The 20,272-nt window shown below is 41.2% G+C and carries 19 protein-coding genes; 10 read left to right on the plus strand and 9 right to left on the minus strand.

Features of this window, described 5'->3' with window-relative positions:
• The first annotated feature begins 61 nt into the window (after positions 1-61).
• A complete protein-coding gene (locus H5123_RS03240; protein ID WP_165870089.1) occupies positions 62-619 on the plus strand; it encodes an arylesterase in 558 nt (185 codons plus the stop codon).
• Between the two features lie 173 nt (positions 620-792).
• Positions 793-1,863: a DUF3083 family protein gene (locus tag H5123_RS03245; RefSeq protein ID WP_182697019.1), complete on the plus strand. Its 1,071-nt coding sequence runs from the start codon at positions 793-795 to the stop codon at positions 1,861-1,863.
• Positions 1,864-1,954: 91 nt separating this feature from the next.
• Here H5123_RS03245 and sohB read toward each other — a convergent pair whose 3' ends face one another.
• Positions 1,955-2,965 (minus strand): protease SohB, encoded by a 1,011-nt coding sequence (sohB, locus tag H5123_RS03250; protein WP_182697020.1) that lies wholly within the window; start codon positions 2,963-2,965, stop codon positions 1,955-1,957.
• A 122-nt stretch (positions 2,966-3,087) separates the two neighbouring features.
• Positions 3,088-5,565, minus strand: coding sequence for a VolA/Pla-1 family phospholipase (locus H5123_RS03255; protein ID WP_182697021.1), 2,478 nt, complete (start codon positions 5,563-5,565; stop codon positions 3,088-3,090).
• A 262-nt stretch (positions 5,566-5,827) separates the two neighbouring features.
• Between H5123_RS03255 and H5123_RS03260 the strand changes: the two genes are divergently transcribed.
• Positions 5,828-6,565, plus strand: a complete 738-nt coding sequence (locus H5123_RS03260; RefSeq protein ID WP_124016425.1) for a YciK family oxidoreductase — start codon at positions 5,828-5,830, stop codon at positions 6,563-6,565.
• 105 nt (positions 6,566-6,670) lie between these two features.
• Here H5123_RS03260 and H5123_RS03265 read toward each other — a convergent pair whose 3' ends face one another.
• From H5123_RS03265 to pspA, 6 genes are all read right to left on the minus strand, one after another.
• Positions 6,671-7,006 carry a ComEA family DNA-binding protein gene (locus H5123_RS03265; RefSeq protein ID WP_182697022.1) on the minus strand — a complete coding sequence of 112 codons (336 nt, stop codon included), beginning with the start codon at positions 7,004-7,006 and terminating at the stop codon, positions 6,671-6,673.
• A gap of 146 nt (positions 7,007-7,152) precedes the next feature.
• Positions 7,153-8,244, minus strand: coding sequence for a TIGR01620 family protein (locus tag H5123_RS03270; protein WP_182697023.1), 1,092 nt, complete (start codon positions 8,242-8,244; stop codon positions 7,153-7,155).
• 36 nt (positions 8,245-8,280) lie between these two features.
• On the minus strand, positions 8,281-9,723 hold the full coding sequence (locus tag H5123_RS03275; protein ID WP_182697024.1) for a YcjX family protein: 1,443 nt from the start codon (positions 9,721-9,723) through the stop codon (positions 8,281-8,283).
• A 54-nt stretch (positions 9,724-9,777) separates the two neighbouring features.
• Positions 9,778-10,173, minus strand: a complete 396-nt coding sequence (gene pspC, locus H5123_RS03280; RefSeq protein ID WP_124016421.1) for an envelope stress response membrane protein PspC — start codon at positions 10,171-10,173, stop codon at positions 9,778-9,780.
• On the minus strand, positions 10,160-10,399 hold the full coding sequence (pspB, locus tag H5123_RS03285; protein ID WP_124016420.1) for an envelope stress response membrane protein PspB: 240 nt from the start codon (positions 10,397-10,399) through the stop codon (positions 10,160-10,162). The genes pspC and pspB overlap by 14 nt, the downstream gene beginning before the upstream one ends.
• Positions 10,400-10,418: 19 nt before the next feature.
• Positions 10,419-11,102, minus strand: coding sequence for a phage shock protein PspA (gene pspA, locus H5123_RS03290; protein WP_124016419.1), 684 nt, complete (start codon positions 11,100-11,102; stop codon positions 10,419-10,421).
• 192 nt (positions 11,103-11,294) lie between these two features.
• Between pspA and pspF the strand changes: the two genes are divergently transcribed.
• The 7 genes from pspF to fabV all read left to right on the plus strand — a co-directional run bounded on the left by pspF (position 11,295) and on the right by fabV (position 19,077).
• Complete coding sequence (gene pspF / locus H5123_RS03295) at positions 11,295-12,374, plus strand: phage shock protein operon transcriptional activator (protein WP_124016418.1); 1,080 nt, start codon at positions 11,295-11,297, stop codon at positions 12,372-12,374.
• An 83-nt stretch (positions 12,375-12,457) separates the two neighbouring features.
• A complete protein-coding gene (locus H5123_RS03300) occupies positions 12,458-14,083 on the plus strand; it encodes an ABC transporter substrate-binding protein (RefSeq protein ID WP_182697025.1) in 1,626 nt (541 codons plus the stop codon).
• Complete coding sequence (locus H5123_RS03305; protein ID WP_124016416.1) at positions 14,084-15,115, plus strand: ABC transporter permease subunit; 1,032 nt, start codon at positions 14,084-14,086, stop codon at positions 15,113-15,115.
• Positions 15,102-15,992 carry an ABC transporter permease subunit gene (locus tag H5123_RS03310; RefSeq protein WP_124016415.1) on the plus strand — a complete coding sequence of 297 codons (891 nt, stop codon included), beginning with the start codon at positions 15,102-15,104 and terminating at the stop codon, positions 15,990-15,992. Before H5123_RS03305 ends, H5123_RS03310 begins: the two co-directional genes overlap by 14 nt.
• Positions 15,993-15,995: 3 nt before the next feature.
• Positions 15,996-17,003 (plus strand): oligopeptide/dipeptide ABC transporter ATP-binding protein, encoded by a 1,008-nt coding sequence (locus H5123_RS03315; protein WP_124016414.1) that lies wholly within the window; start codon positions 15,996-15,998, stop codon positions 17,001-17,003.
• On the plus strand, positions 16,984-17,769 hold the full coding sequence (locus H5123_RS03320; RefSeq protein ID WP_124016413.1) for an ATP-binding cassette domain-containing protein: 786 nt from the start codon (positions 16,984-16,986) through the stop codon (positions 17,767-17,769). The genes H5123_RS03315 and H5123_RS03320 overlap by 20 nt, the downstream gene beginning before the upstream one ends.
• A gap of 105 nt (positions 17,770-17,874) precedes the next feature.
• Positions 17,875-19,077, plus strand: a complete 1,203-nt coding sequence (gene fabV, locus H5123_RS03325; protein WP_182697026.1) for an enoyl-ACP reductase FabV — start codon at positions 17,875-17,877, stop codon at positions 19,075-19,077.
• 157 nt (positions 19,078-19,234) lie between these two features.
• Here fabV and H5123_RS03330 read toward each other — a convergent pair whose 3' ends face one another.
• The gene (locus H5123_RS03330) at positions 19,235-20,164 is read right to left on the minus strand and encodes a GyrI-like domain-containing protein (protein ID WP_182697027.1); all 930 of its coding nucleotides are present in this window, start codon (positions 20,162-20,164) and stop codon (positions 19,235-19,237) included.
• Positions 20,165-20,272: the final 108 nt, after the last annotated feature.

A 20,272-nucleotide genomic window follows, 5' to 3' on the forward strand; every position in this document is an offset into this window, starting at 1 on the left:
ACAATCCTTCTTCTATTCGTCACTTAAACGCGTGCTTAGTAGTGTGTTTTTACTGATAGTAATGAGTGTACCAACCTATGCTGCCACGATTTTGATATTGGGTGATAGCTTAAGTGCAGGCTATGGCATGTCAGAAGAGCAAGGATGGGTGCAATTACTCCGCAACGAACTGCCACAGCATCAAATTATAAATGGCTCTGTTAGTGGTGAGACCACGGCGGGAGGATTACGAAGACTCCCGGGTTTACTGACCTCAAGCCAACCTGACTTAGTTGTCATTGAGCTAGGCGGTAACGATGGATTGCGGGGTTTTCCGCCCAGCAAACTGAAATCAAATCTTACACAAATCATTACCTTATCACAGCAACATGGCGCCAATGTTTTATTAACCGAGATAATGGTACCACCTAACTACGGCCCTAGGTACGCCAAATCTTTTACTCAGATTTACCACCAATTGGCCGATGAATATAGCATTAAGCTAATACCCTTTTTCATGCAAGATATTGCGCCAGACAAATCTCTAATGCAGCGTGATGGCATTCATCCAAATGAGCAGGCGCAAGCTACTATTACGCAATGGATGTTACCTTGGATCACCCAAGTATTATCCGAGTAAACACTTAAAATTAAATGAGTTTTGCTTAATATGTTAAAAAAAAATTAATATAGTGATCAAAAGTCATTTTAATTTAAGCATCTGTGTTTAAAATGGACACAGCAAGCAGATTAAATCACAATCAATAAATAACGATAAACTTTAGACAACAACAAAGGCAATAAGGAAATAATATGTCCGTCAGTCGTCAAAAAAAAGTATACTTGCCAACAGCAACACGTAAAAATCAATACATTACCATTGGTTTTCCATTAACCGATGAATACCTTAATACGTATGCTGACTTAGAAACTTGTTATGATGAGTTTAGTAAACTTGTCTATCAACTCGCCGAAAAACAAGAATTATATAACGTCCACGTTGTCACCACTGACAAACTGCCTATGGTTCGTTTCCATAGCGAAGCTTACTGCTTAAGTTCAAACGAACAATTACGTTTCTTTTATAATCCAGCCCACCATGAAGCTAACCGAATCCACAGCACGCCTGGGTTTCGAGCACGCAAATTACGTATTGTGTTCCTAGCCACAGGTGATGATCTACGCAGTAATTCAGCGAGTTTCCACAGTAAAGTTCAGCATTTTATTTCTGAACTTGCGCCATTATTGCCCGTTAAGAATGTGCCGATTAAAATTCGTGACCATCAACATATTTCTTATGACTTTTTTGCCAAAGCCAAAGGCTTAAAAGAAACTTATGGGTATAAATTACGAGCGGTTGATAGTCGCTACCAACGTCGTCACTGTGAACTGCCTGAAAACGTCAGTACGCTAAACTACGTTACCATCAATATCCCAGTTGATCGCAGGATTAAAAAACAATTACTGGCTAATGATAATGTCGACTTTGGCAGTATTTATCAAAATGTTTATGACAAGTTTGTCCAAGCTACGCAAAGTAAACAATTAAGCCGTGTCGCTATGGTTGCTAATGGTAAGTTGCCATTGGTACGTAATAGTAAATATGAGCAACTTACTAGCACTGATGAATTCCAAATGATTGGTTTTGACCCAAATGTCCAATCACCAGCACCTATCGGTCACTGGGACAGCAATAAACTAGTCGATGTATTTCGTTTTGTTATTGTCGCTGGCAAGAGTGATGAAACAGATGAAGGCTATGGTCGCTTTATGAACCAAGTTGAAGATGCGTTACGAATATTTACGCAAGAATTTGATATCGACAAAGAACACGTTGATGTCATCTTACGCTTCCACCAGCATATTAGTTATAAAGCACAATAATCTGAATCATTCAGTTTGATGCTTAATATAAAAAACGACAGCAAAGGCTGTCGTTTTTTTATGATAAAACGTTTTACTTACCATAATCAGATTAAACCGATTGATTGCGCTCAATCAGTTTATTCATTACAGCATTAACTGATAACGAGGCACCATGGGCAATTTTATCAGCCAGTTTTTTCTTCATTTGATATCTAATTTTGATGACTTGATGAGTTTTTACAAAGTTCAGAATCACATCATCACTGGTAGACACTTCATCAATCAAGCCTAAATCGATCGCTTGTTGACCATACCAATGCTCGCCAGTGGCAACTTTGGCTATGTCCATACTTGGACGATAACGACCAACGAACGCCTTAAATAGCACGTGTGTCTCTTCTAACTCTTGTTGGAATTTAGCACGACCTTCATCAGTATTCTCACCAAATACCGTTAACGTTCGCTTAAAGTCACCAGCAGTGTGTTGCTCATAGTCAATATCATGCTTTTTAAGTAAACGATTGAAGTTAGGCACCTGCGCTACAACCCCTATCGACCCAACAATAGCAAATGGTGCGGCATAGACTTTGTTAGCCACACACGCCATCATATAGCCACCGCTTGCTGCCACTTTATCAATACAAATCGACAAGGGGATATTGGCTTGGCGTAAACGGTCTAACTGACTTGATGCTAGGCCATAGCCATGAACCATACCGCCACCACTTTCAACATTAACCAGCACTTGATCATCTTTATCGGCAATCGTTAGAATAGCCGTCACCTCTTCACGTAATGAGGCAACCTCACTGGCATCAATACTGCCTTTAAAATCAATTACAAATACTTTCCCTTTGGTTAAATCTTGTTTCTCAGCGGCTTTCTCATCTGCTTTTACTTGCTTTTCGTAAGCCTTAAATTGCTTTTTAGTCAGTAGTTCTTCTTTCAACTCATGTTTAAGTTGAATTAGCTCGTCTGAAATATCGGTCAGGCGTAATTCACCTTTATCAGCTTTATGCTTCATGCTGCTAGCGAGCACCAAGATCACCACGGCAGCTATCGCTAGCACTATTGTCACAGCTTTCGCTAAAAATAAGCCGTATTCATATAAAAATTCCAAATCTCGCTCCATACAAGGAAAACATTCTGGCGACATTTTAACAGTAATCACCAATAAATAGAGAATAAAAAACCCAGCAAATTGCTGGGTTTTAATTAAAAACGAACACTAATTAGTAAGTATTAGTTACAACTCTTAATAACATCGCTATTTGACACGACTATCGTTGCTTGTCCAGCACCTGCCGACTTAGCAAATCCAGCTACTTGAGATTGCATTTCAGCCGTTGCTGCAGCAGCCATACCGTCAGTGACACCGTCCACTTCACCTGGGCTCACAATAGAACTGTGATGACCTTTAGAGAAACGAACCGCACCTGAGCCTGGCATAGTTGAATCAACACAACCTAAACCAATTGCACTAATTAAAGGCTCAGTACCCGATAATGGGAAGCCTTCAACACTGTTAGGCAATGTCTGGTCTGGTAAGTTTGTCGCATCGCCAGCAACTTCAATTAAGTGAACAGGTAAACCTGTTGCCGCTAACATTGCACCATGGTTTACAGGATCTGCAGAGTCCATCGCAGTTTGTACCGCTAATGCAAACGATGGAAGAAATCCAGCGTACACCGCTTGTACTAACGCAGCATATTCAGGAGTGCCTTCTTCGTAACCGGCAGTATTTGCCGTAGCTAATAAAGCAGCGAACGTGCTTGAAGCTGTGACATTATCAAATAATTGTGGACCAAAAGCAGCAGAGCCGGCAAATGCACCAGCCAAACCACCCGCAGGAGCCACTAACGATGCTGCGTTAATCGCATAAGCGTTAGGTAAAGTATCGCCGGTCATTGGGTTAACTAAACCTGTGCTAGCATAAGTAGCAAATGTTGTTCCTACAATGCCACCTAAGCTTAAGCCTTGCGCACTGATTTTAGACACATCAAACACTTGTGGTTGATTTGCCGCCGCTAATTGCTGCGCCATTCCGCTCAATAATAAGCGTAATGCTAAATGGTCTAAGGTTGCCTGACGGAAGTTATCACGCACAGTTAATGTACTGGCAATGTTAACAAACACTAGCGGGTTACCATTTTCGAAAGCATCAGGAGTACCAATAACATTACCAAACGCAGGTGCTGTTGCTGAAATCTCATAGATACCATCTTTATCTAAATCAAACGAGCGAGCACCATGCAAAGGCATATCGATTGAAATAGTCGCTACACCAGCAGCTGCATAAGTTCCTGCATAAGCTAGCGCCATTTCTTTACCACCGCCTAAACCATGCATAGCAATTGTCACAGGCCAGCCATTGGTTGGTGCAACAAACGCATCACCTTGAAACGCTGCTAATTTAGCCGCGTTGGGTATGGTAATTTGCACTGGAATCGTTTCATAACCTTTGATAGCAGGGATTGGATTAAGACGAGTTAGGTGCTTAGTTTTATCAGCTGATGTGCCGTCGTCAAGCATCCATTGCTTACCAGCAAGTAATGCAGGATTAGCTAACGCAGCTTGTGGGTCAACACCTTGCTCAGACGCTTGAGCGAAGAAATTAGCTTGGCTTAATGTTCCCGCCTGAAGTGACAACAATACTGAAACTGGACTATCACCTTGAGCAAACCAGCGACCGTTTGGTGCAGTTGGCTTACCATCAACAACAGGAATCACACAGCTGGCAGAAGAACAGTCACCATAGAATGGCACTTTAATTTTTGCCGTATACACGTCGGCAATATTGGCTAGCGTGTAAGCTAAACCACTCGCTTCCGTTAAACCAACAGCCTGAGCAACCGTGTAACCTGCTGGTGTTGGCGCTTGGACAAATGAAGGTGTATAGGCAGGATTAGATGCCATTAATAACTTAGTGGTTTCATATACGTTAGCAACTGACTGAGTGGTAAATAAGCCAGAGTAAATAATATTGTCTGGATCAACACCATGGGCTGCTGCAGCCCCTTTTTCGTAGCTATTAACTAAACCTTGTAATTGTAACTGCGCTGCAGTTTCTAGCGGCTTAGTTTCAATATCTAATTTTAATAAGTTATACGTCGTCGATGCAGCAATACTTCGACCCAATGAGTCGTGGATTAAATCAGTTGCAACATATAAATAAGATTGGATCGGCTTAAGCGGCTTAAGTGGCACGATAACAACGTTGTTACCTGAGGCTTTAGTCACAAAATCAACACCAAATGTTAATTCTTCACCCACTTTACAAGCTGAAACTGAGGCCTGTGAAGTACACTCAGGATCGGTAGATAATGAACCGCCCACTGTGGCTTCAAAAACGCGCACCGCGCCTGGCTGGAATACTGAGTCAGCATCAATCGTTAATGCATTACCTTGAAGGTCTTTTGCTAACTCCATTGTTATTGATATTGGTGAGCTAGTTGACCATCCATCTAATGCACCCAGTGCAGTTTGAGGATTGGTATAATCGACACCGGTTTCACCCGGAATTGTCAACGTGCCATCCGTGGTGCCACTAAACAATAAATCGTTCGGTAAAGGTAGCTTGCCATTAGCAGGATCGAATTGAACGTGTGATAAAGGCACCAAAGGTTCAACATTATCTTTTGCTTCGTTAAAAGTATCACCACCACATGCCGTTAAGCCAAGAGCAGATGCAATTGCAACACCCAAAATGAGTCTTTTCATCTTTTTTTCCCCAAATCTTGTTTTAATAATTTTGTTTTCCCCAAGAATTGGTCACAATAGTCCTATCATGCGACCAAATAAGGACTTATGTTAGTCCTCAACTATTCTCAAGTTAACGTAAAATTATTGAGTTAGCTACAAGTTTGTTACATGCAAATGACCTATTCATACACAATTATCAATCATTTGTTTCAAACGGTCGTTTATTTTTTATCCGGTACTAGATTTGACGGGCGATTGCGCGTAGAGGAAATAATTAATCATGTTGGAATATCAAGCGACAAAAGATTTACTGAATAACAAAACAATCTTGGTTACTGGTGCTGGAGACGGTATTGGCCGTGCAGCATCAATCGAGTTCGCGAAACACGGCGCAACCGTTATCTTACTGGGTAAAACGGTCAAAAAACTTGAAAATGTATACGATGAAATAGTGAATGCTGGATATCCCAAACCAGCTATTGTGCCCTTAGATATGAAAGGTGCGACTGAACAGAATTATATTGATATGGCAGACACCATTGCTGAACAGTTTGGTTGTTTAGATGGCTTATTGCATAATGCGTCACAATTGGGGGCATTAGGGCCATTTGAGCATATTGATTTAACCTCTCTTGAAACCATTTTAAAAGTGAATGTCACCGCTCAAGCCATCATGACCAAATCGTTATTGCCGATTATGCGCAAAAGTGAACATGCCTCAATTATCTTTACCTCAAGCAGTGTGGGTCGTAAAGGGCGTGCTTATTGGGGACCTTATGCTTTTTCTAAATTTGCTACCGAAGGCATGATGCAAGTTTTAGCCGATGAATGTGATAACACTTCCGTAAGAGCCAATAGTATTAACCCAGGTGCGACTCGCACTGAAATGCGCGCAAAAGCTTATCCTGGTGAAGATCCACAGACATTGAAAACAGCACAAGAAATCATGCCTACGTATTTATTTTTGATGGGTAATGAATCTATTGGTACAAATGGCCAAGCATTCAACGCTCAATAATCAGCTGACATAAGGCTAGATTTTAGTTTTTACTGAGATGACTTTAGCTTTGCATAAAAAAACGGAAGCCATTGCTTCCGTTTTTAGTGTGAATGAGCATCTAGCCTAGAAGCTCATATTCTCGGCATTCTGGCTAACTAACTTATCACCAATACCAGTAACCAAAGTGAGCTGTTGCACATCTGTGAATTTACCGTTTTTGGTTCGATAATCCACAATCGCTTGTGCTTTGGCTTGCCCAATACCTTTAAGCGCTTGTAATTCTTCTGCGCTGGCTTTATTAATATTGATCTTTTGCATTTTGGTTGATGTTGTCTCAACCGTTTTAGTCACTTTTTTTGTGGGTTCGGCCATCGTCTTAGCCGTTTCTGCTGCATAGGTATGGCTACTGAGCAAACAGCAGGCCCCTAAAAACACTGCTGTTAAAGTCAATGATTTCATTCGATTCTCCTTTCTTTCCTTGATTTGCTGGTATGTTGTCCTTCTCCATTACCAAGCTCGAAAGATCCGCAACGCTTTACCGTTTGCGGATCGGAGGCTAAATGTAGTCAATAAAATCGAATTGTTCAAAAAAAATACATATTTTTTTATTCACTCTTGTCGACTTTTTGAGTTTGTTTCGATTTACTTTTAGACATCATTGACGACGTAAACTGCTTTAATTCACCCAGTAAATGCTGATGTACATGTGATAATTTAGGCTTATTGTGTTTATTAAAGGCAATGGGACGACACAAGGTCATCGCTTGATAACCTAGCCGTGCGGTAAGTAAACCACCACCAAGCCCTTGTGCAATTCGGGCAGATAACTTACCAGTCATTTCTACTGATAATAATTGGGTTCCTAAATCGGTAATCACCTCGGTACTGCCAGCATAAATAATATTAGTCACAATGCTACGGATCAGTTTTATACGGCTCCAGTACCCCAATTCCACCGCATAAATTGCAGCAACTTCATTAATCATTTTTTGATTTCGCCACAAAATAATAGCCATATCCAAAGCAGCTAATGGACTTGCGGCCAATAGTAATGCCGATTCAGCAGCAAAGCGGTTAACACGTTTTTTGGCCAGTAAATCACGTTCGGACAACACAATATCTTCAAATAATAATACAATCTCAGCATCATTATGTTCATGGCTACAGGCTTGTAAATATTGTTGTTTAGCCTGGTTATTAGGATATTTTGCCAATATTGGTGCCAAAAATGATTTGGCCTCGCCCATTTGCATACTTAGTGACAATCGTTCAGCTTTAGCTTGATGATCGCTGACCTTTTTAAGATTAACTAATTTGCGCCATTCTTTGAGGGTAATCACACATGCCCACAAACTCACAATAGCCAGCACTGTGGCATAAAAACCAAATAGCCATGGACTTTGCTGCAAAGAATCAATTAAGCCCATCACGGTTTGCACTACCACCAATAGCACCAAAGCAAATACTGACAGTTTGGCCAGTAGCGACCAACGCTTTGATTTTGGAGGTTGAATGCTTTCTTCCATTGATGCTGGTAATTCTGTTAGTGATTGCTCACAAATAAAATCAACTTCTTCAAACGATTTAGTTGGCTTAATAGTTTGTTCAGCAGAATGAGTTTCATCTGCCACAATAAGGTCTGACTCGGTAAATAATTGCGATTTCTTTATCGGCGAATTGCGTGTAGGTTCATTCATAACTAATGCTCACATTTATTCTCAAAATAAAAACTATTAAGATAATTTATCGCCTAATAGAAACTCCAACAGGTGGTCGAGACGAATGTGTTCGAATTGCGGATTATTATCATGCATATGGCTCAAGTTGGGCGGTAGAAAAGCACTAAAGCTAAAGCCTTGTTGTTGCCAAAACTGAGCATCGGGTAATGATGTAGGTACATCTCCTGGGTATACAGTGACTTGCTTACCATCAAGCCCAGTTCCTTTTACCACTTCTTGTTGACCCCCGGCTATATTAACCATCCCGTGTTGAGTGGCTTTAATCGCACTTATCGCCATGGTTTCAACCTCACTGCCTTCAAAGTTGGCATAATGCTGGCTTTGTTGCAGCATGGCGGTTAACAAACTAAGCACATGACTTTGCTGATCACGGGTCACTCGGTCTACTTGGCTGGCAGCAAATAACACTTTGTCTATCCGTGGTGAAAATAAACGTTTAATTAAGCTCGATTGGCCAAACTGAAAACTTTCCATAATGCTGTTTAACGCACGCCCCATGTCATTAAATTGTGCCTGACCATGATTAAGTGCGTTTAAACAGTCAACCAATACTAGTTGACGATCAAATCGAGAAAAGTAGTCGCGGTAAAAAGGCTTAACCACTTGTGATAAGTACTGATCATAACGGCGTTTAAGAACGTGGTAGTTTGAGTCACTTGAGCTTGCTGATAATTCTGTGTGCTCAATAGGACTTAAACTAAGCAAGGGAAAGTATGTCAATAATGGAGTATTTTCATACTCTCCTGGTAATAACATGCGCCCAGGCTGCGCGTGGTAAAAGCCCTGTTGTCGTACCAAATCAACCAATAAGATTTGATACAAATCGGCAATGTGTTTAAGTTGCTGCTCGTCAGCTAATTGACTTAAGTCTAACTGTTCTACAGCCTGATTAAATGCACTGAATAAAGGTGAGTGGCGTAAACATGACACATTAATTTGTTGTGATAAGCACCATTGGCTGAAATCTTGTTTAAGCATAGGTAAATCAAGTAACCACTCACCGGGATAATCAACAATATCAACATACAAGGTTGCGGTATGGGTAAATTTAGCTAACAAACCTTGTTGTGGCTGGTACTTAATCGCTAAACGTAATTCAGTAATATTTTTGGTCGAAGCAGGCCAATAAGGAGGTGATGAGCTTAATGCATTCATTGCGCCTTGATAATCAAAACTGGCAATGTCTAAATCAGGTTGCATAGCCCGATTAACGGCAATTAACCGACCTTCACGTGCGACTTGCCACAAGGGTAGCGGATTGTGCTTAGCACTTTTACCGGCATGCAATAACTGATTGACTAAACCACTGATAAAAGCTGTTTTTCCTGCTCCTGATAACCCAGTAACGGCTAATCTGACATGACGATCTGTACTGCGATGAACCAAAGATTGCGCGGTTTGAGTGACACGAAACAAAGAACGGTCTAAAAATCTCATGATGGCTGATGGCCCCCCTAAAGAACAAGGGCGGATAACCGCCCATTAGAAGAATTAAAGACTATTGATTTGGCGTTTAAGATCGAAATTGTCTGATGTGACATGTTCCTCGAGTCGTCTTAATCGGACTTCTAATCCATTAAATTGACGATTAACATCAAACAATGCTTGCTTTGCAGGCTCACCTGCTTGCCAAACTTTCTTTTTAATTTCAATATCTTTGTACTGTTCCTTGTGTTCTAGGTCTTGTGGTTTAATATCTAATATCATCCATAATGCGATATAAATAACCAACACGACCCCTGTCCCACCCAGTAACAATATCGACACAGCAATCACTCTTACTAGCCATGTCTCAAAGTTAAAGTAATCAGCAAGACCTGAACACACCCCAGCCACTTTACCACTTTTTGGGTTGCGGTATAGGGTACGACCATTAGCTGAGCTCATGTTTTGCTCTCCATTCTGGTGATTCAGTATCTAAAATCGCTTCTAATGTTTCGATGCGACCGCTCATTTTTTCTGCTTTAGCGATTAGACCATTAAGCTGATTGAATTCTTCCTCGGTGAGCCCCTGGCTCACTTGTCGCTTACTGCGATAATGAAGAACCAACCAGATAGGTGCCACAACCACCATAAAGATGATAATTGGTGCAATAAGAAGATCCATATCCATAACTCACCTCTGAATAAATTTACGCTTTCGATTTAGGTTGTGCTTTTGCACTCATTTTTGCTTTCAATGCTGCTAATTCATCATTGACAGAATCTTCTGCCTCTAATGCTGCAAACTCATCAGCAAGGACGTTCTTTTTACCTAAATCATATGATTCTACTTGTGCTTCAAGTCCTTCAACTCGACGCTCGTATTGTTCAAACTTCATCATGGCATCATCAATTTTGCTTGAATCAAGCTGCTTCTTTACTTCAAGACGTGAAGTAGCAGTTTGCTTACGCATTATGATGGTTTTTTGACGAGCTCGAGCATCGTTCAGTTTTTCTTGAAGTTGGGCTATTTCGTCTTTTAAACGGGCAACATGTTCTTCAACAACTTGCAGCTCGTTTTCAAGACTGGTTAATAAACCAACCGTTTTTTGTTTCTCACCTAAGGCAGCTTTTGCTAAGTCTTCACGATCTTTGGATAGTGCTAACTCAGCTTTATTTTGCCAATCTTGGACCTGCTCTTGAACGCGAGCAATTCGGCGAAGTAATTCTTTTTTCTCAGCTAATACTTTTGCAGAGGTTGAACGAACTTCAACAAGTGTGTCTTCCATTTCTTGAATGATAAGACGGACCATTTTTTCTGGATCTTCTGCTTTATCAAGTATTGCGCTAATATTTGAATTAACGATATCGGCGAAGCGAGAGAAAATTCCCATAATGTGTTCCTCAAAGTTAACATGGATGTCGCAATAGGTATTACACATTACGTGCCAACATTTCCAAATACAATAATATCAAGCGTTTAAACAAAAAATTAACTTTTTCTTTCATTTATCACTTAAGCCATTTATCATGATTTTCACTAATTATTAGTCGAATTCACCAACAATTTTGCGAGTAAGCTAACTGTGAGCAAACAATTCCAGCAAGATAATCTCATCGGCCAATCTAATGCTTTGCTTGAAGTATTAGAACATGTGTCTAAAGTTGCGCCATTATCAAAGCCTATACTCATCATTGGTGAGCGCGGTACTGGCAAAGAATTGATTGCTGAACGATTACACTATTTATCGCCTCGTTGGGATCAAAACTTTATCAAATTGAACTGTTCTTCACTGAGTGAAAATTTACTAGAAAGTGAGCTGTTTGGCCATGAGTCTGGTGCATTTACTGGTGCAAAAGGACGACATGAAGGCCGTTTTGAGCGAGCTGACGGTGGCACACTGTTTTTAGATGAGTTAGCCAACACATCTGGATTAATCCAAGAAAAATTATTACGTGTTATCGAATATGGTGAATTTGAACGCGTCGGTGGCAGTAAAACGGTTCAATCTGATGTTCGGCTTATTTGTGCCGCCAATGAAGATTTACCCACCTTGGCTGACAATGGTGAGTTTAGAGCAGATTTACTCGATCGTTTAGCCTTTGATGTGATTACCTTGCCCCCATTAAGGCATAGAACCGAAGACATTATGCCGTTGGCAGAACATTTTGCGATTAGTATGGCAAGACAACTATCACTAGAGTATTTTGGTGGATTCAGTCCACTCGCGATAGAACAATTAATGATGCACCGCTGGCCTGGAAATATTCGCGAATTGAAAAACGTTGTTGAGCGAAGTGTGTATCGTGAAGGGGCTGATGGCCAAGAAATTGATCATATTATATTAGACCCGTTTGCATCGCCCTATCGTCCGGTTAATCGAATCAAAACCCGCGAGCGTCAATCGGCGCCAGTTGAACATGTTGCAGACATCATCACAGAACAGCAAGCGCCAAGTACTGAAACAGATGCATCAGTGTTGCTCAATAGCATCGAATTTCCAATAGATTTTAAAGAATATACCGAAAAAAGCGAAATAGAATTATTACAACGTGCGTTAGCTGAAGGCCAGTATAATCAGAAAAAAACCGCAGATTTACTAGGTTTAAGCTATCATCAACTGCGCGGAATTTTGAAAAAGTACAACTTACTCGACAAGAGCTGATTCTAGGTGGGACATGCGCATTGCCCCAATGCAATGAACACTGTTAAAATGTACATTCAAAATCGAAAAAATATGATCACACTATGCCTGTTATTGTAAAACGCTGGTATCAGCTGATGTCTTTATGCCTCGCCAGCATCATGTTGACTGCGTGCGGACAGGCTCAATTGCCTTCTGGCTTGGTATATTGCAGCGAAGGTAATCCAGAAAGCTTTAATCCTCAGCTTGTGACATCAGGAACCACTATTGATGCCACTTCTCACCAAATTTACAGCCGTTTAGTTAACTACAGCCAAGAAAAAACCGTTATCACACCCGGTTTGGCGACATCATGGCAGGTGTCTGACGATGGCTTAAGTTATCAATTTACCTTGCGTGAACATGTGAGTTTTCATAAAACACGCCATTTTAGTCCCAGCAGAGACTTTAATGCAGATGATGTATTGTTTTCATTTAACCGTATTATCGATCCGCTCCACCCCTACCATTTAGTCAGTAGAACTGGTTATCCATTTTTTCAAAGCATTGGATTTGCAGAGTTAATCGACAATATTGAAAAAGTAAATGACTACCAAGTTATCTTTCATTTAGTGCGTAAAGATGCATCTTTTTTATCTAATCTCGCTACTGATTTTGCCGTTGTGTTATCGGCTGAATATGGCTACCAGCTTTTAGTCCAGGGCACCCCTGAAGATATTGATTATTATGCTGTCGGCACGGGTCCTTTCCAGCTAAGCCAATATGTGAAAAACGAATATATTCGTTATAAAAAGAATCCTGTTTATTGGGGCCCCACGGTTGAGATCGATCAATTAGTGTTTGATATCACTCCCAGAAGCACCGCACGTATTGCCAAATTAATTACCGGTGACTGCAGTGTGTCAGCACTACCCAAAGCCGGCGAGTTAGCCGTGCTTGATCAACATAAAGATATTATTGTTGATGCCAAACCTGGACTAAACGTCGCATTTTGGGCCTTCAATACTCAAAAACCACCGTTGGATGATGTGCGAGTAAGACGAGCCCTTGCACATGCTATTGATAAAAAGAACATTCTAGACGTTGTGTACAATGATACCGCAGTAGAAGCGACTGGGGTGTTACCACCAGCATCTTGGGCTTACAGTAAAAATTTATCGCCAAATGAATATAATCCTGAAAAAGCCAAAGAATTACTTAAACAAGCAGGCGTGTCTAATCTATCGATTAATGTGTGGGCCATGCCTGTAGCGCGAATTTATAACCCGAGTGCACTGAAGACAGCTGAGCTCATCCAAGCAGATTTAGCCCGAGTTGGGGTAAAGCTGAATATCATTAGCTATGATTGGAGTGTGTTCACACAGAAGCTAGCCAGTTCCAATTATGATTCGGTTCTCATTGGTTGGAATGCCGATAATAGTGACCCTGATAATTTTTTCACTCCGCTACTGAGCTGTGCGGCGTTAGCATCAAACAATAATCGCTCTCGCTGGTGCCAAAAAGACTTCGAACATCTATTAACTCAAGCTCAGAGCGTGTCGACCCAACCTGAACGTAAAGCGTTTTATCAATCAGCGGAAGCCATTATTAGCGATCAAGTTCCAATGGTCACGCTCGCTCATGCTAAAAAAGTGGTGTTAAAAAAGAACAATATCACTACCATGCAAATTAGGCCTTATGGCGGTATATCTTTTGCTAAAACAACCCAAATAATAGAGGGAAGCGAATAAATGTGGCGATACCTTTTTAGTCGCATAACCCTGTTTATGGCTACATCATTGATAATGATAGCCGTATTATTTATGGCATCGGGGCAGTTTCCTGTAAGTAAAGCGTATTCACTTTCGGGCATCCAATATCCAACGATTGAACAACAACAGCAAATTGAACAGGATTACCAATTACAAGATAACCAACTACTGCAATTTACCGCTTACTTGCGCCAACGCTTATCAGGTAACTTTGGTATTTCTAGTAACTCACAGCAAGAAGTATTAGAAGAGTTAGAAGCGGTATTGCCAGCCTCTTTTGAATTATCGTTATTTTCTGGTTTTATTGCGGTGTTCTTTGGTGTTCCTATCGGCATACTCGCCGCGTTAAGCACTAATAAAGCACTGCAGAATAGTATTTTAGCTGTTACTTTAACCGGCTATTCTATCCCAGTGTTCTGGCTTGGCTTAAGCTTATCCATGTGGTTTGGGGTCAATCTTGGCTGGTTGCCTATTTCAGGACAGATTAATTTACTGTACGAAATAGAACCCGTCACAGGGTTTATGTTGATAGACACCTTATTATCCGAGTCGACATATCGGATACCTGCATTTCATGATGCATTGCTGCACTTAATATTACCGGCAGTAACCTTAGCAGTATTGCCTTTTACCTTGGTCGTGAGGATCACTCGACAAGCCATTTTAAATGTGATGAATCAAACCTATATTCGCGCCGCTGAAGCACGAGGCTTACACACGGCTAAAATTCTGTTTCGTCATGTATTGCCCAACGCTTTAATTCCGGTAATAAAAAGTATTGGCTTAATGTTAGGCTCATTTGCCAGTTATGGCATTGTAGTTGAAGTGATATTTTCATGGCCAGGAGTCGGCAGTTGGCTAGTATCGGGCATTTATCAACGCGATTATACTGTGATTCAAGCGGGTATTTTATCTGTCTCATTATTAATTATTTTCTTAAGCATTTTAATTGATTTACTGCATACAGCAATCAATCCAATGAGCAGAAAGGAATTGTATGCCTCGAATTAAGATATACCAAGAAGACCATATAGCCTCTCCTATGTGGCGGATGTGGCAAACATTTTCGGCAAATCCTTTTGCCGTAATAGGTTTGTGGGCAGTGATTTTTTTATTAATACTCACCATTTTCGCGCCACTGCTTGCGCCATATTCACCCGAAATGCAGGACCAGCAAGTACTGCTGTTGCCGCCATCTTGGGATCCTGCCGGATCTGTAGAACACTTTCTCGGCACCGACGATCTAGGACGTGATATTTTTAGTCGTATTTTACACGGCGTACAATTAACCTTTGGCATGTCATTAATTATTGTTGCCGCGTCGCTATTTATTGGCTTTATTATCGGTTCGCTTTCAGGAATGATGCGCGGAATTAAATCGAGTATTTTAAGTCATTTATTTGATGCATTGCTGTCTATCCCTTCGTTGCTCATGGCTATTTTAGTGGTTGCCGTAATGGGACCTGGGCTTAATAACGTGTTTTGGGGCGTTGGAATTGCCATGGTTCCGCAGTTTGTACGCGCGATCCATCTCGCTGTGCATGAAGAACTACAAAAAGAATATGTTACTGCCGCCAAATTAGATGGTGCAAATTCATTGCAAATTTTTTGGTATGTCATTATGCCAAATGTGTGGGATGTAGTAATTATTCAGGTCACAATGGCCATATCAGCAGCAATATTAGATATCGCAGCATTGGGTTTTTTAAACCTTGGAGCTCAAGCACCGAGTCCAGAATGGGGGGCTATGGTCGCACAAGGGCTGGATAATTTGTTACTCGCCCCATGGACGGTTACTATACCGGGTGTCGCAATCTTGTTTACCGTATTATCGGTCAACTTAGTTGGCGATGGTTTACGTTCTGCGCTTGCACCGATAAGAAATTAACCTATGCCTTTACTTGATATTCGTAATCTCACCATTGAATTAGATACCCCTGAGGGCACAGTAAAAGTGCTTGAAAAAGTCAGTTTGACCATCAATCCCGGAGAGATCCATGGGCTGGTAGGTGAATCAGGCTCGGGACGCAGTTTATTAGCCAAAGCAATATTAGGCGTGCTCGGTCCTAATTGGCATATTATTGCCGATCGTATGATGTGGGATGGAAAAAATCTATTGGAAATGAGCGCCAAACAAAGACGTAACCTAATGGGTAGCGAAATGGCAATGATTTTCCAAGATCCGTCAGGCAGTTTGGACCCAGTTAAAACCATAGGTAGTCAATTAATCGAAGCTATGGTGCCCAACAAAAACATTCCTTTTTGGCGCCGTGGACATGATACCTATTTAAATGCCCAGAAATGGCTTCACAAAGTTGGCATAAAGAAGCCCAGAATGCTGATGAAATGTTATCCATGGGAATTGTCCGAAGGTGAATGTCAAAAAGTGATGATTGCGATGGCGGTAGCGAATCATCCTAAATTATTGATTGCCGATGAGCCGACCAACTCCATGGAGGTCAATACCCAAGCGCAAATTTTTAGATTGTTATCGCAACTCAACCAACTGCAAAATGTGTCGATTTTATTAGTAAGTCATGAACTTGAAACCATGGTGCATTGGTGTGATAACTTAACGATTTTGTACAGTGGTCAGGTGATGGAATCTGGACCTGTGAGCGAAATGGTCGCAATGCCCTATCACCCTTATACTCGGGCATTATTAAAAAACCTGCCTGACCACACTGAAAAAATGCGTCACAAGGCAACCTTGCCCACATTACAAGGCTCGTCACCGTCTTTACAACATTTACCAGCCGGTTGTCGACTTGGTCCTCGCTGTCCAGAAGCGCAGAGAAAATGTGTAAAACAGCCTAATCTTGAACATATAAAAGACCGCTATTTCGCCTGCCATTTCCCTTATCAAAGTGAGCAAGAAGATGACGACGCCATTGCTTAAAGTTACCGACTTAAGTAAACAATACTTAACTGGTTACAAGCATTTTAAACCTCAATACTATCAGGCATTATCTCCAGTTTCATTTGAACTGGGTCGTGGTGAAACCTTAGCGATTGTAGGGACTGTTGGTTCAGGTAAAAGTACCCTAGCCAGAATTCTCGTGGGCGCAGAACAACGCAGTGGCGGCGAAATATTTTTTGAAGGTGAAGCCTTAGGTTCACGTAATTTAAAACAACGCTGTCGTTTGATCCGGATGATTTTCCAGGACCCAACGACCTCGCTAAACCCACGTTTATCGATTGGCAACTTGCTTAAAGAACCCTTACGGTTTAATACTCAGCTAAACTCACAAGAGCGTAAAACCTTGGTGATTGAAACCTTAAGAAAAGTGGGCTTATTACCAGAACACGCAGAGTTTTATCCACACATGATTTCAGAAGGGCAAAAACAGCGAGTCGCCGTTGCGCGGGCCTTAATGCTTAACCCTAAAATTATTATTGCAGATGAAGCACTAACAGCTTTAGATTTATCGGTTAGATCTCAAATTATTAATCTGCTATTAAAGCTGCAAAAAGAGATGGGGTTATCGTATATTTTTGTCTCGCATAATCTCAATATTATCCGACATGTGAGCGATAAAATCATGGTGTTGCAAAATGGTCATATGGTTGAAAAAACAACCACAGAAGCCTTATTTACTTCACCACAGCATGAATATACTCAGCGACTAATTCAAGAACAAAGTCAATTTATGCAAAAACGCTAAACTGCTCCAACCACTATGGTTTAGAGGCCGTTTTTGTAAAAATTAGTGCCATTTGGCCGTCGAACTATTTATCCTAGAGCCAATGTTAAAGGAAGAAGCTTAAATATGATTATTAAACCTAAAATTCGTGGCTTTATTTGTACCACAACTCATCCTGTTGGCTGTGAAGCTAACGTTAAAGAACAAATCGAACTCATTAAAGCCAAAGGCAAAATTGCTAATGGCCCTAAAAAAGTATTGGTTGTCGGCTCTTCAAGTGGCTATGGCCTTGCATCTCGTATCACGTCAGCATTTGGAAGCGACGCTGCAACCATCGGCGTATTTTTCGAAAAACCCAGCTCTGAAACTAAACCTGGTACAGCAGGTTGGTACAACACAGCGGCATTTGATAAGTTTGCTAAAGCAGAAGGCTTATATTCAAAAAGTATCAACTGCGATGCATTCAGCCATGAAGCGAAACAAAAAGTCATTGAATTGATCAAGCAAGATTTAGGTCAAATCGACATGGTGGTGTACTCGTTAGCCTCACCGGTTCGTAAAATGCCAGACACAGGTGAAGTTATCCGTTCATCACTGAAACCCATTGGCCAAACTTATACTGCCACGGCTGTTGATACCAACAAAAACACCATTATTGACACTTCTGTAGAGCCTGCAACTGAGCAAGAAATTACTGATACCGTCACGGTAATGGGCGGCCAAGATTGGGAATTATGGATGAGTGCGCTAAGCGACGCTGGCGTATTAGCTGACAACTGTAAGACAGTTGCATATAGCTACATTGGTACTGAATTAACTTGGCCTATTTATTGGCATGGCGCCTTAGGTAAAGCCAAAATGGATTTAGACCGTGCAGCCCACGCCCTTGACAGCAAATTATCTGCTACTGGCGGCTCAGCTAACGTTGCAGTGCTAAAAAGTGTCGTGACACAAGCAAGCTCAGCCATTCCAGTCATGCCTCTTTATATTGCTATGGTGTTTAAAAAGATGCGTCAAGAAGGCTTACATGAGGGCTGTATTGAGCAAATACAGCGTTTGTTTAGTGAGCGCCTGTATCGTGTTGATGGCCAAGCACCCGCAGTGGATAGTGAAAACCGTTTACGCCTTGATGACTGGGAACTTCGTGAAGAAATCCAGCAGCATTGTCGTGATTTATGGCCACAAGTCACTACTGAGAACTTGAGCGAATTAACAGACTACAATGAATACAAAGAAGAGTTTTTAAAACTGTTCGGTTTTGGTATTGATGGTATCGATTATGATGCAGAAGTCGATCCTAATGTTAGCTTTGATGTAATTGAATTATAAATAATATCGCTCTTAGCTAGTGTGAACAAAAAAGCCATAATGCCGTGCATTATGGCTTTTTTATTGTCTTAATCTTCAGCGATCACGCTGAGAATTAACACATGTTAGCATTGTGTCACTCACGCTGCATGTTGGATATATTCGCTGCAACACAAACTTAAACTATGGGTAAAAAGATAAGCAGTTGCGGTGAACCCGCTAACGATTTGGCTTGTTGCTCTTCGGTCATCTTGTCAGCAATCACATCTCGCTGCACAAACAATGGAAAATTCCTTAAGCTGACATCGTTCAAATTAAGCCAATTGCGATACAGGTAGTCTATTGCAGCACCTAAGCCACTATCATTGACCGCTTGCTCGCCACTTAAACGGATCATGGCACATCGTCCCTGTGGGATCGATTTAAGTTTAATCTGGCTCGATTCTAACGCCACTGGCTCTAAGCTTGTCAGTGTCTCGTTAGCTAACGAGACACCAATATCAATTCGATATTGCGCTTTAGCAGCTGACTCAGAGGTTGAATAAAACAGATTAAAGGTTTGACTGCCCATAGGAGATAAACCGTGCTGGCGACGCCATTCAATAAATCGCGCAATGGTTTGAGGTAATAACGAGGGATCACCATGATGTTCCATCACAGCTAATGTTTGCGCAGCAAACGATACAATCTCAACTGAATAAGATTGCTCATCTTGCTGATTAACTTCCGTTTGAAACGATTTTAGCGGTTGTTGCTTAGCAAAAAAATTGCCCCAATCAGGCGCTTGTTGGAACGATTCAGGGCTTTGACCAATACTGCGAGTGAACGATTCGATAAAGTGTTGTTGGTTACGATAAGCCAGTTTTGCCGCTATAGTGGCAAAAGGTACCTGCTTACCAAAACCTAATAAATGGGCGGCCTCTAAGCTTTTAAGCAGTTCGACATAAGCTTCAATTGATATGTGGTACAGCGCATAAAATAACGCTTCAAAGTGGCTTTGGGGAAGCTGGGCAATATTGGCCAACATGTTGAAGTCAACTGGCTCATTTAAGTGTTGATCTAAATAGGCAAGTGCCCGCTCAAATGCTTGATCTAGTCTGTGGCTCATGCCCTCTCCTTTTGAAGTAAATTATCGCAGCCTAATATTTATCATAACGAAAAAAATGTAAATTAACCTGTGGTTTCTGCGCGTCTAATCAGCGCATTTTGGGGTTAA

This window comes from Shewanella sp. SR43-4 (assembly GCF_014163845.1).
Classification (GTDB): Bacteria; Pseudomonadota; Gammaproteobacteria; order Enterobacterales; family Shewanellaceae; genus Shewanella; species Shewanella vesiculosa.

Excerpts from the sequence above, each read along its gene's own strand:
- fabV (WP_182697026.1), top strand. The coding sequence starts at position 17,875 with ATGATTATTAAACCTAAAATTCGTGGCTTTATTTGTACCACAACTCAT.
- H5123_RS03270 (WP_182697023.1), bottom strand. The coding sequence starts at position 8,244 with ATGAATGAACCTACACGCAATTCGCCGATAAAGAAATCGCAATTATTT.
- H5123_RS03320 (WP_124016413.1), top strand. The coding sequence starts at position 16,984 with ATGACGACGCCATTGCTTAAAGTTACCGACTTAAGTAAACAATACTTA.
- H5123_RS03260 (WP_124016425.1), top strand. The coding sequence starts at position 5,828 with ATGTTGGAATATCAAGCGACAAAAGATTTACTGAATAACAAAACAATC.
- pspA (WP_124016419.1), bottom strand. The coding sequence starts at position 11,102 with ATGGGAATTTTCTCTCGCTTCGCCGATATCGTTAATTCAAATATTAGC.
- H5123_RS03310 (WP_124016415.1), top strand. The coding sequence starts at position 15,102 with ATGCCTCGAATTAAGATATACCAAGAAGACCATATAGCCTCTCCTATG.
- H5123_RS03305 (WP_124016416.1), top strand. The coding sequence starts at position 14,084 with ATGTGGCGATACCTTTTTAGTCGCATAACCCTGTTTATGGCTACATCA.
- pspC (WP_124016421.1), bottom strand. The coding sequence starts at position 10,173 with ATGAGCTCAGCTAATGGTCGTACCCTATACCGCAACCCAAAAAGTGGT.
- H5123_RS03275 (WP_182697024.1), bottom strand. The coding sequence starts at position 9,723 with ATGAGATTTTTAGACCGTTCTTTGTTTCGTGTCACTCAAACCGCGCAA.
- H5123_RS03315 (WP_124016414.1), top strand. The coding sequence starts at position 15,996 with ATGCCTTTACTTGATATTCGTAATCTCACCATTGAATTAGATACCCCT.
- H5123_RS03245 (WP_182697019.1), top strand. The coding sequence starts at position 793 with ATGTCCGTCAGTCGTCAAAAAAAAGTATACTTGCCAACAGCAACACGT.
- H5123_RS03255 (WP_182697021.1), bottom strand. The coding sequence starts at position 5,565 with ATGAAAAGACTCATTTTGGGTGTTGCAATTGCATCTGCTCTTGGCTTA.
- H5123_RS03265 (WP_182697022.1), bottom strand. The coding sequence starts at position 7,006 with ATGAAATCATTGACTTTAACAGCAGTGTTTTTAGGGGCCTGCTGTTTG.
- pspB (WP_124016420.1), bottom strand. The coding sequence starts at position 10,399 with ATGGATATGGATCTTCTTATTGCACCAATTATCATCTTTATGGTGGTT.
- H5123_RS03240 (WP_165870089.1), top strand. The coding sequence starts at position 62 with ATGAGTGTACCAACCTATGCTGCCACGATTTTGATATTGGGTGATAGC.
- H5123_RS03330 (WP_182697027.1), bottom strand. The coding sequence starts at position 20,164 with ATGAGCCACAGACTAGATCAAGCATTTGAGCGGGCACTTGCCTATTTA.
- H5123_RS03300 (WP_182697025.1), top strand. The coding sequence starts at position 12,458 with ATGCCTGTTATTGTAAAACGCTGGTATCAGCTGATGTCTTTATGCCTC.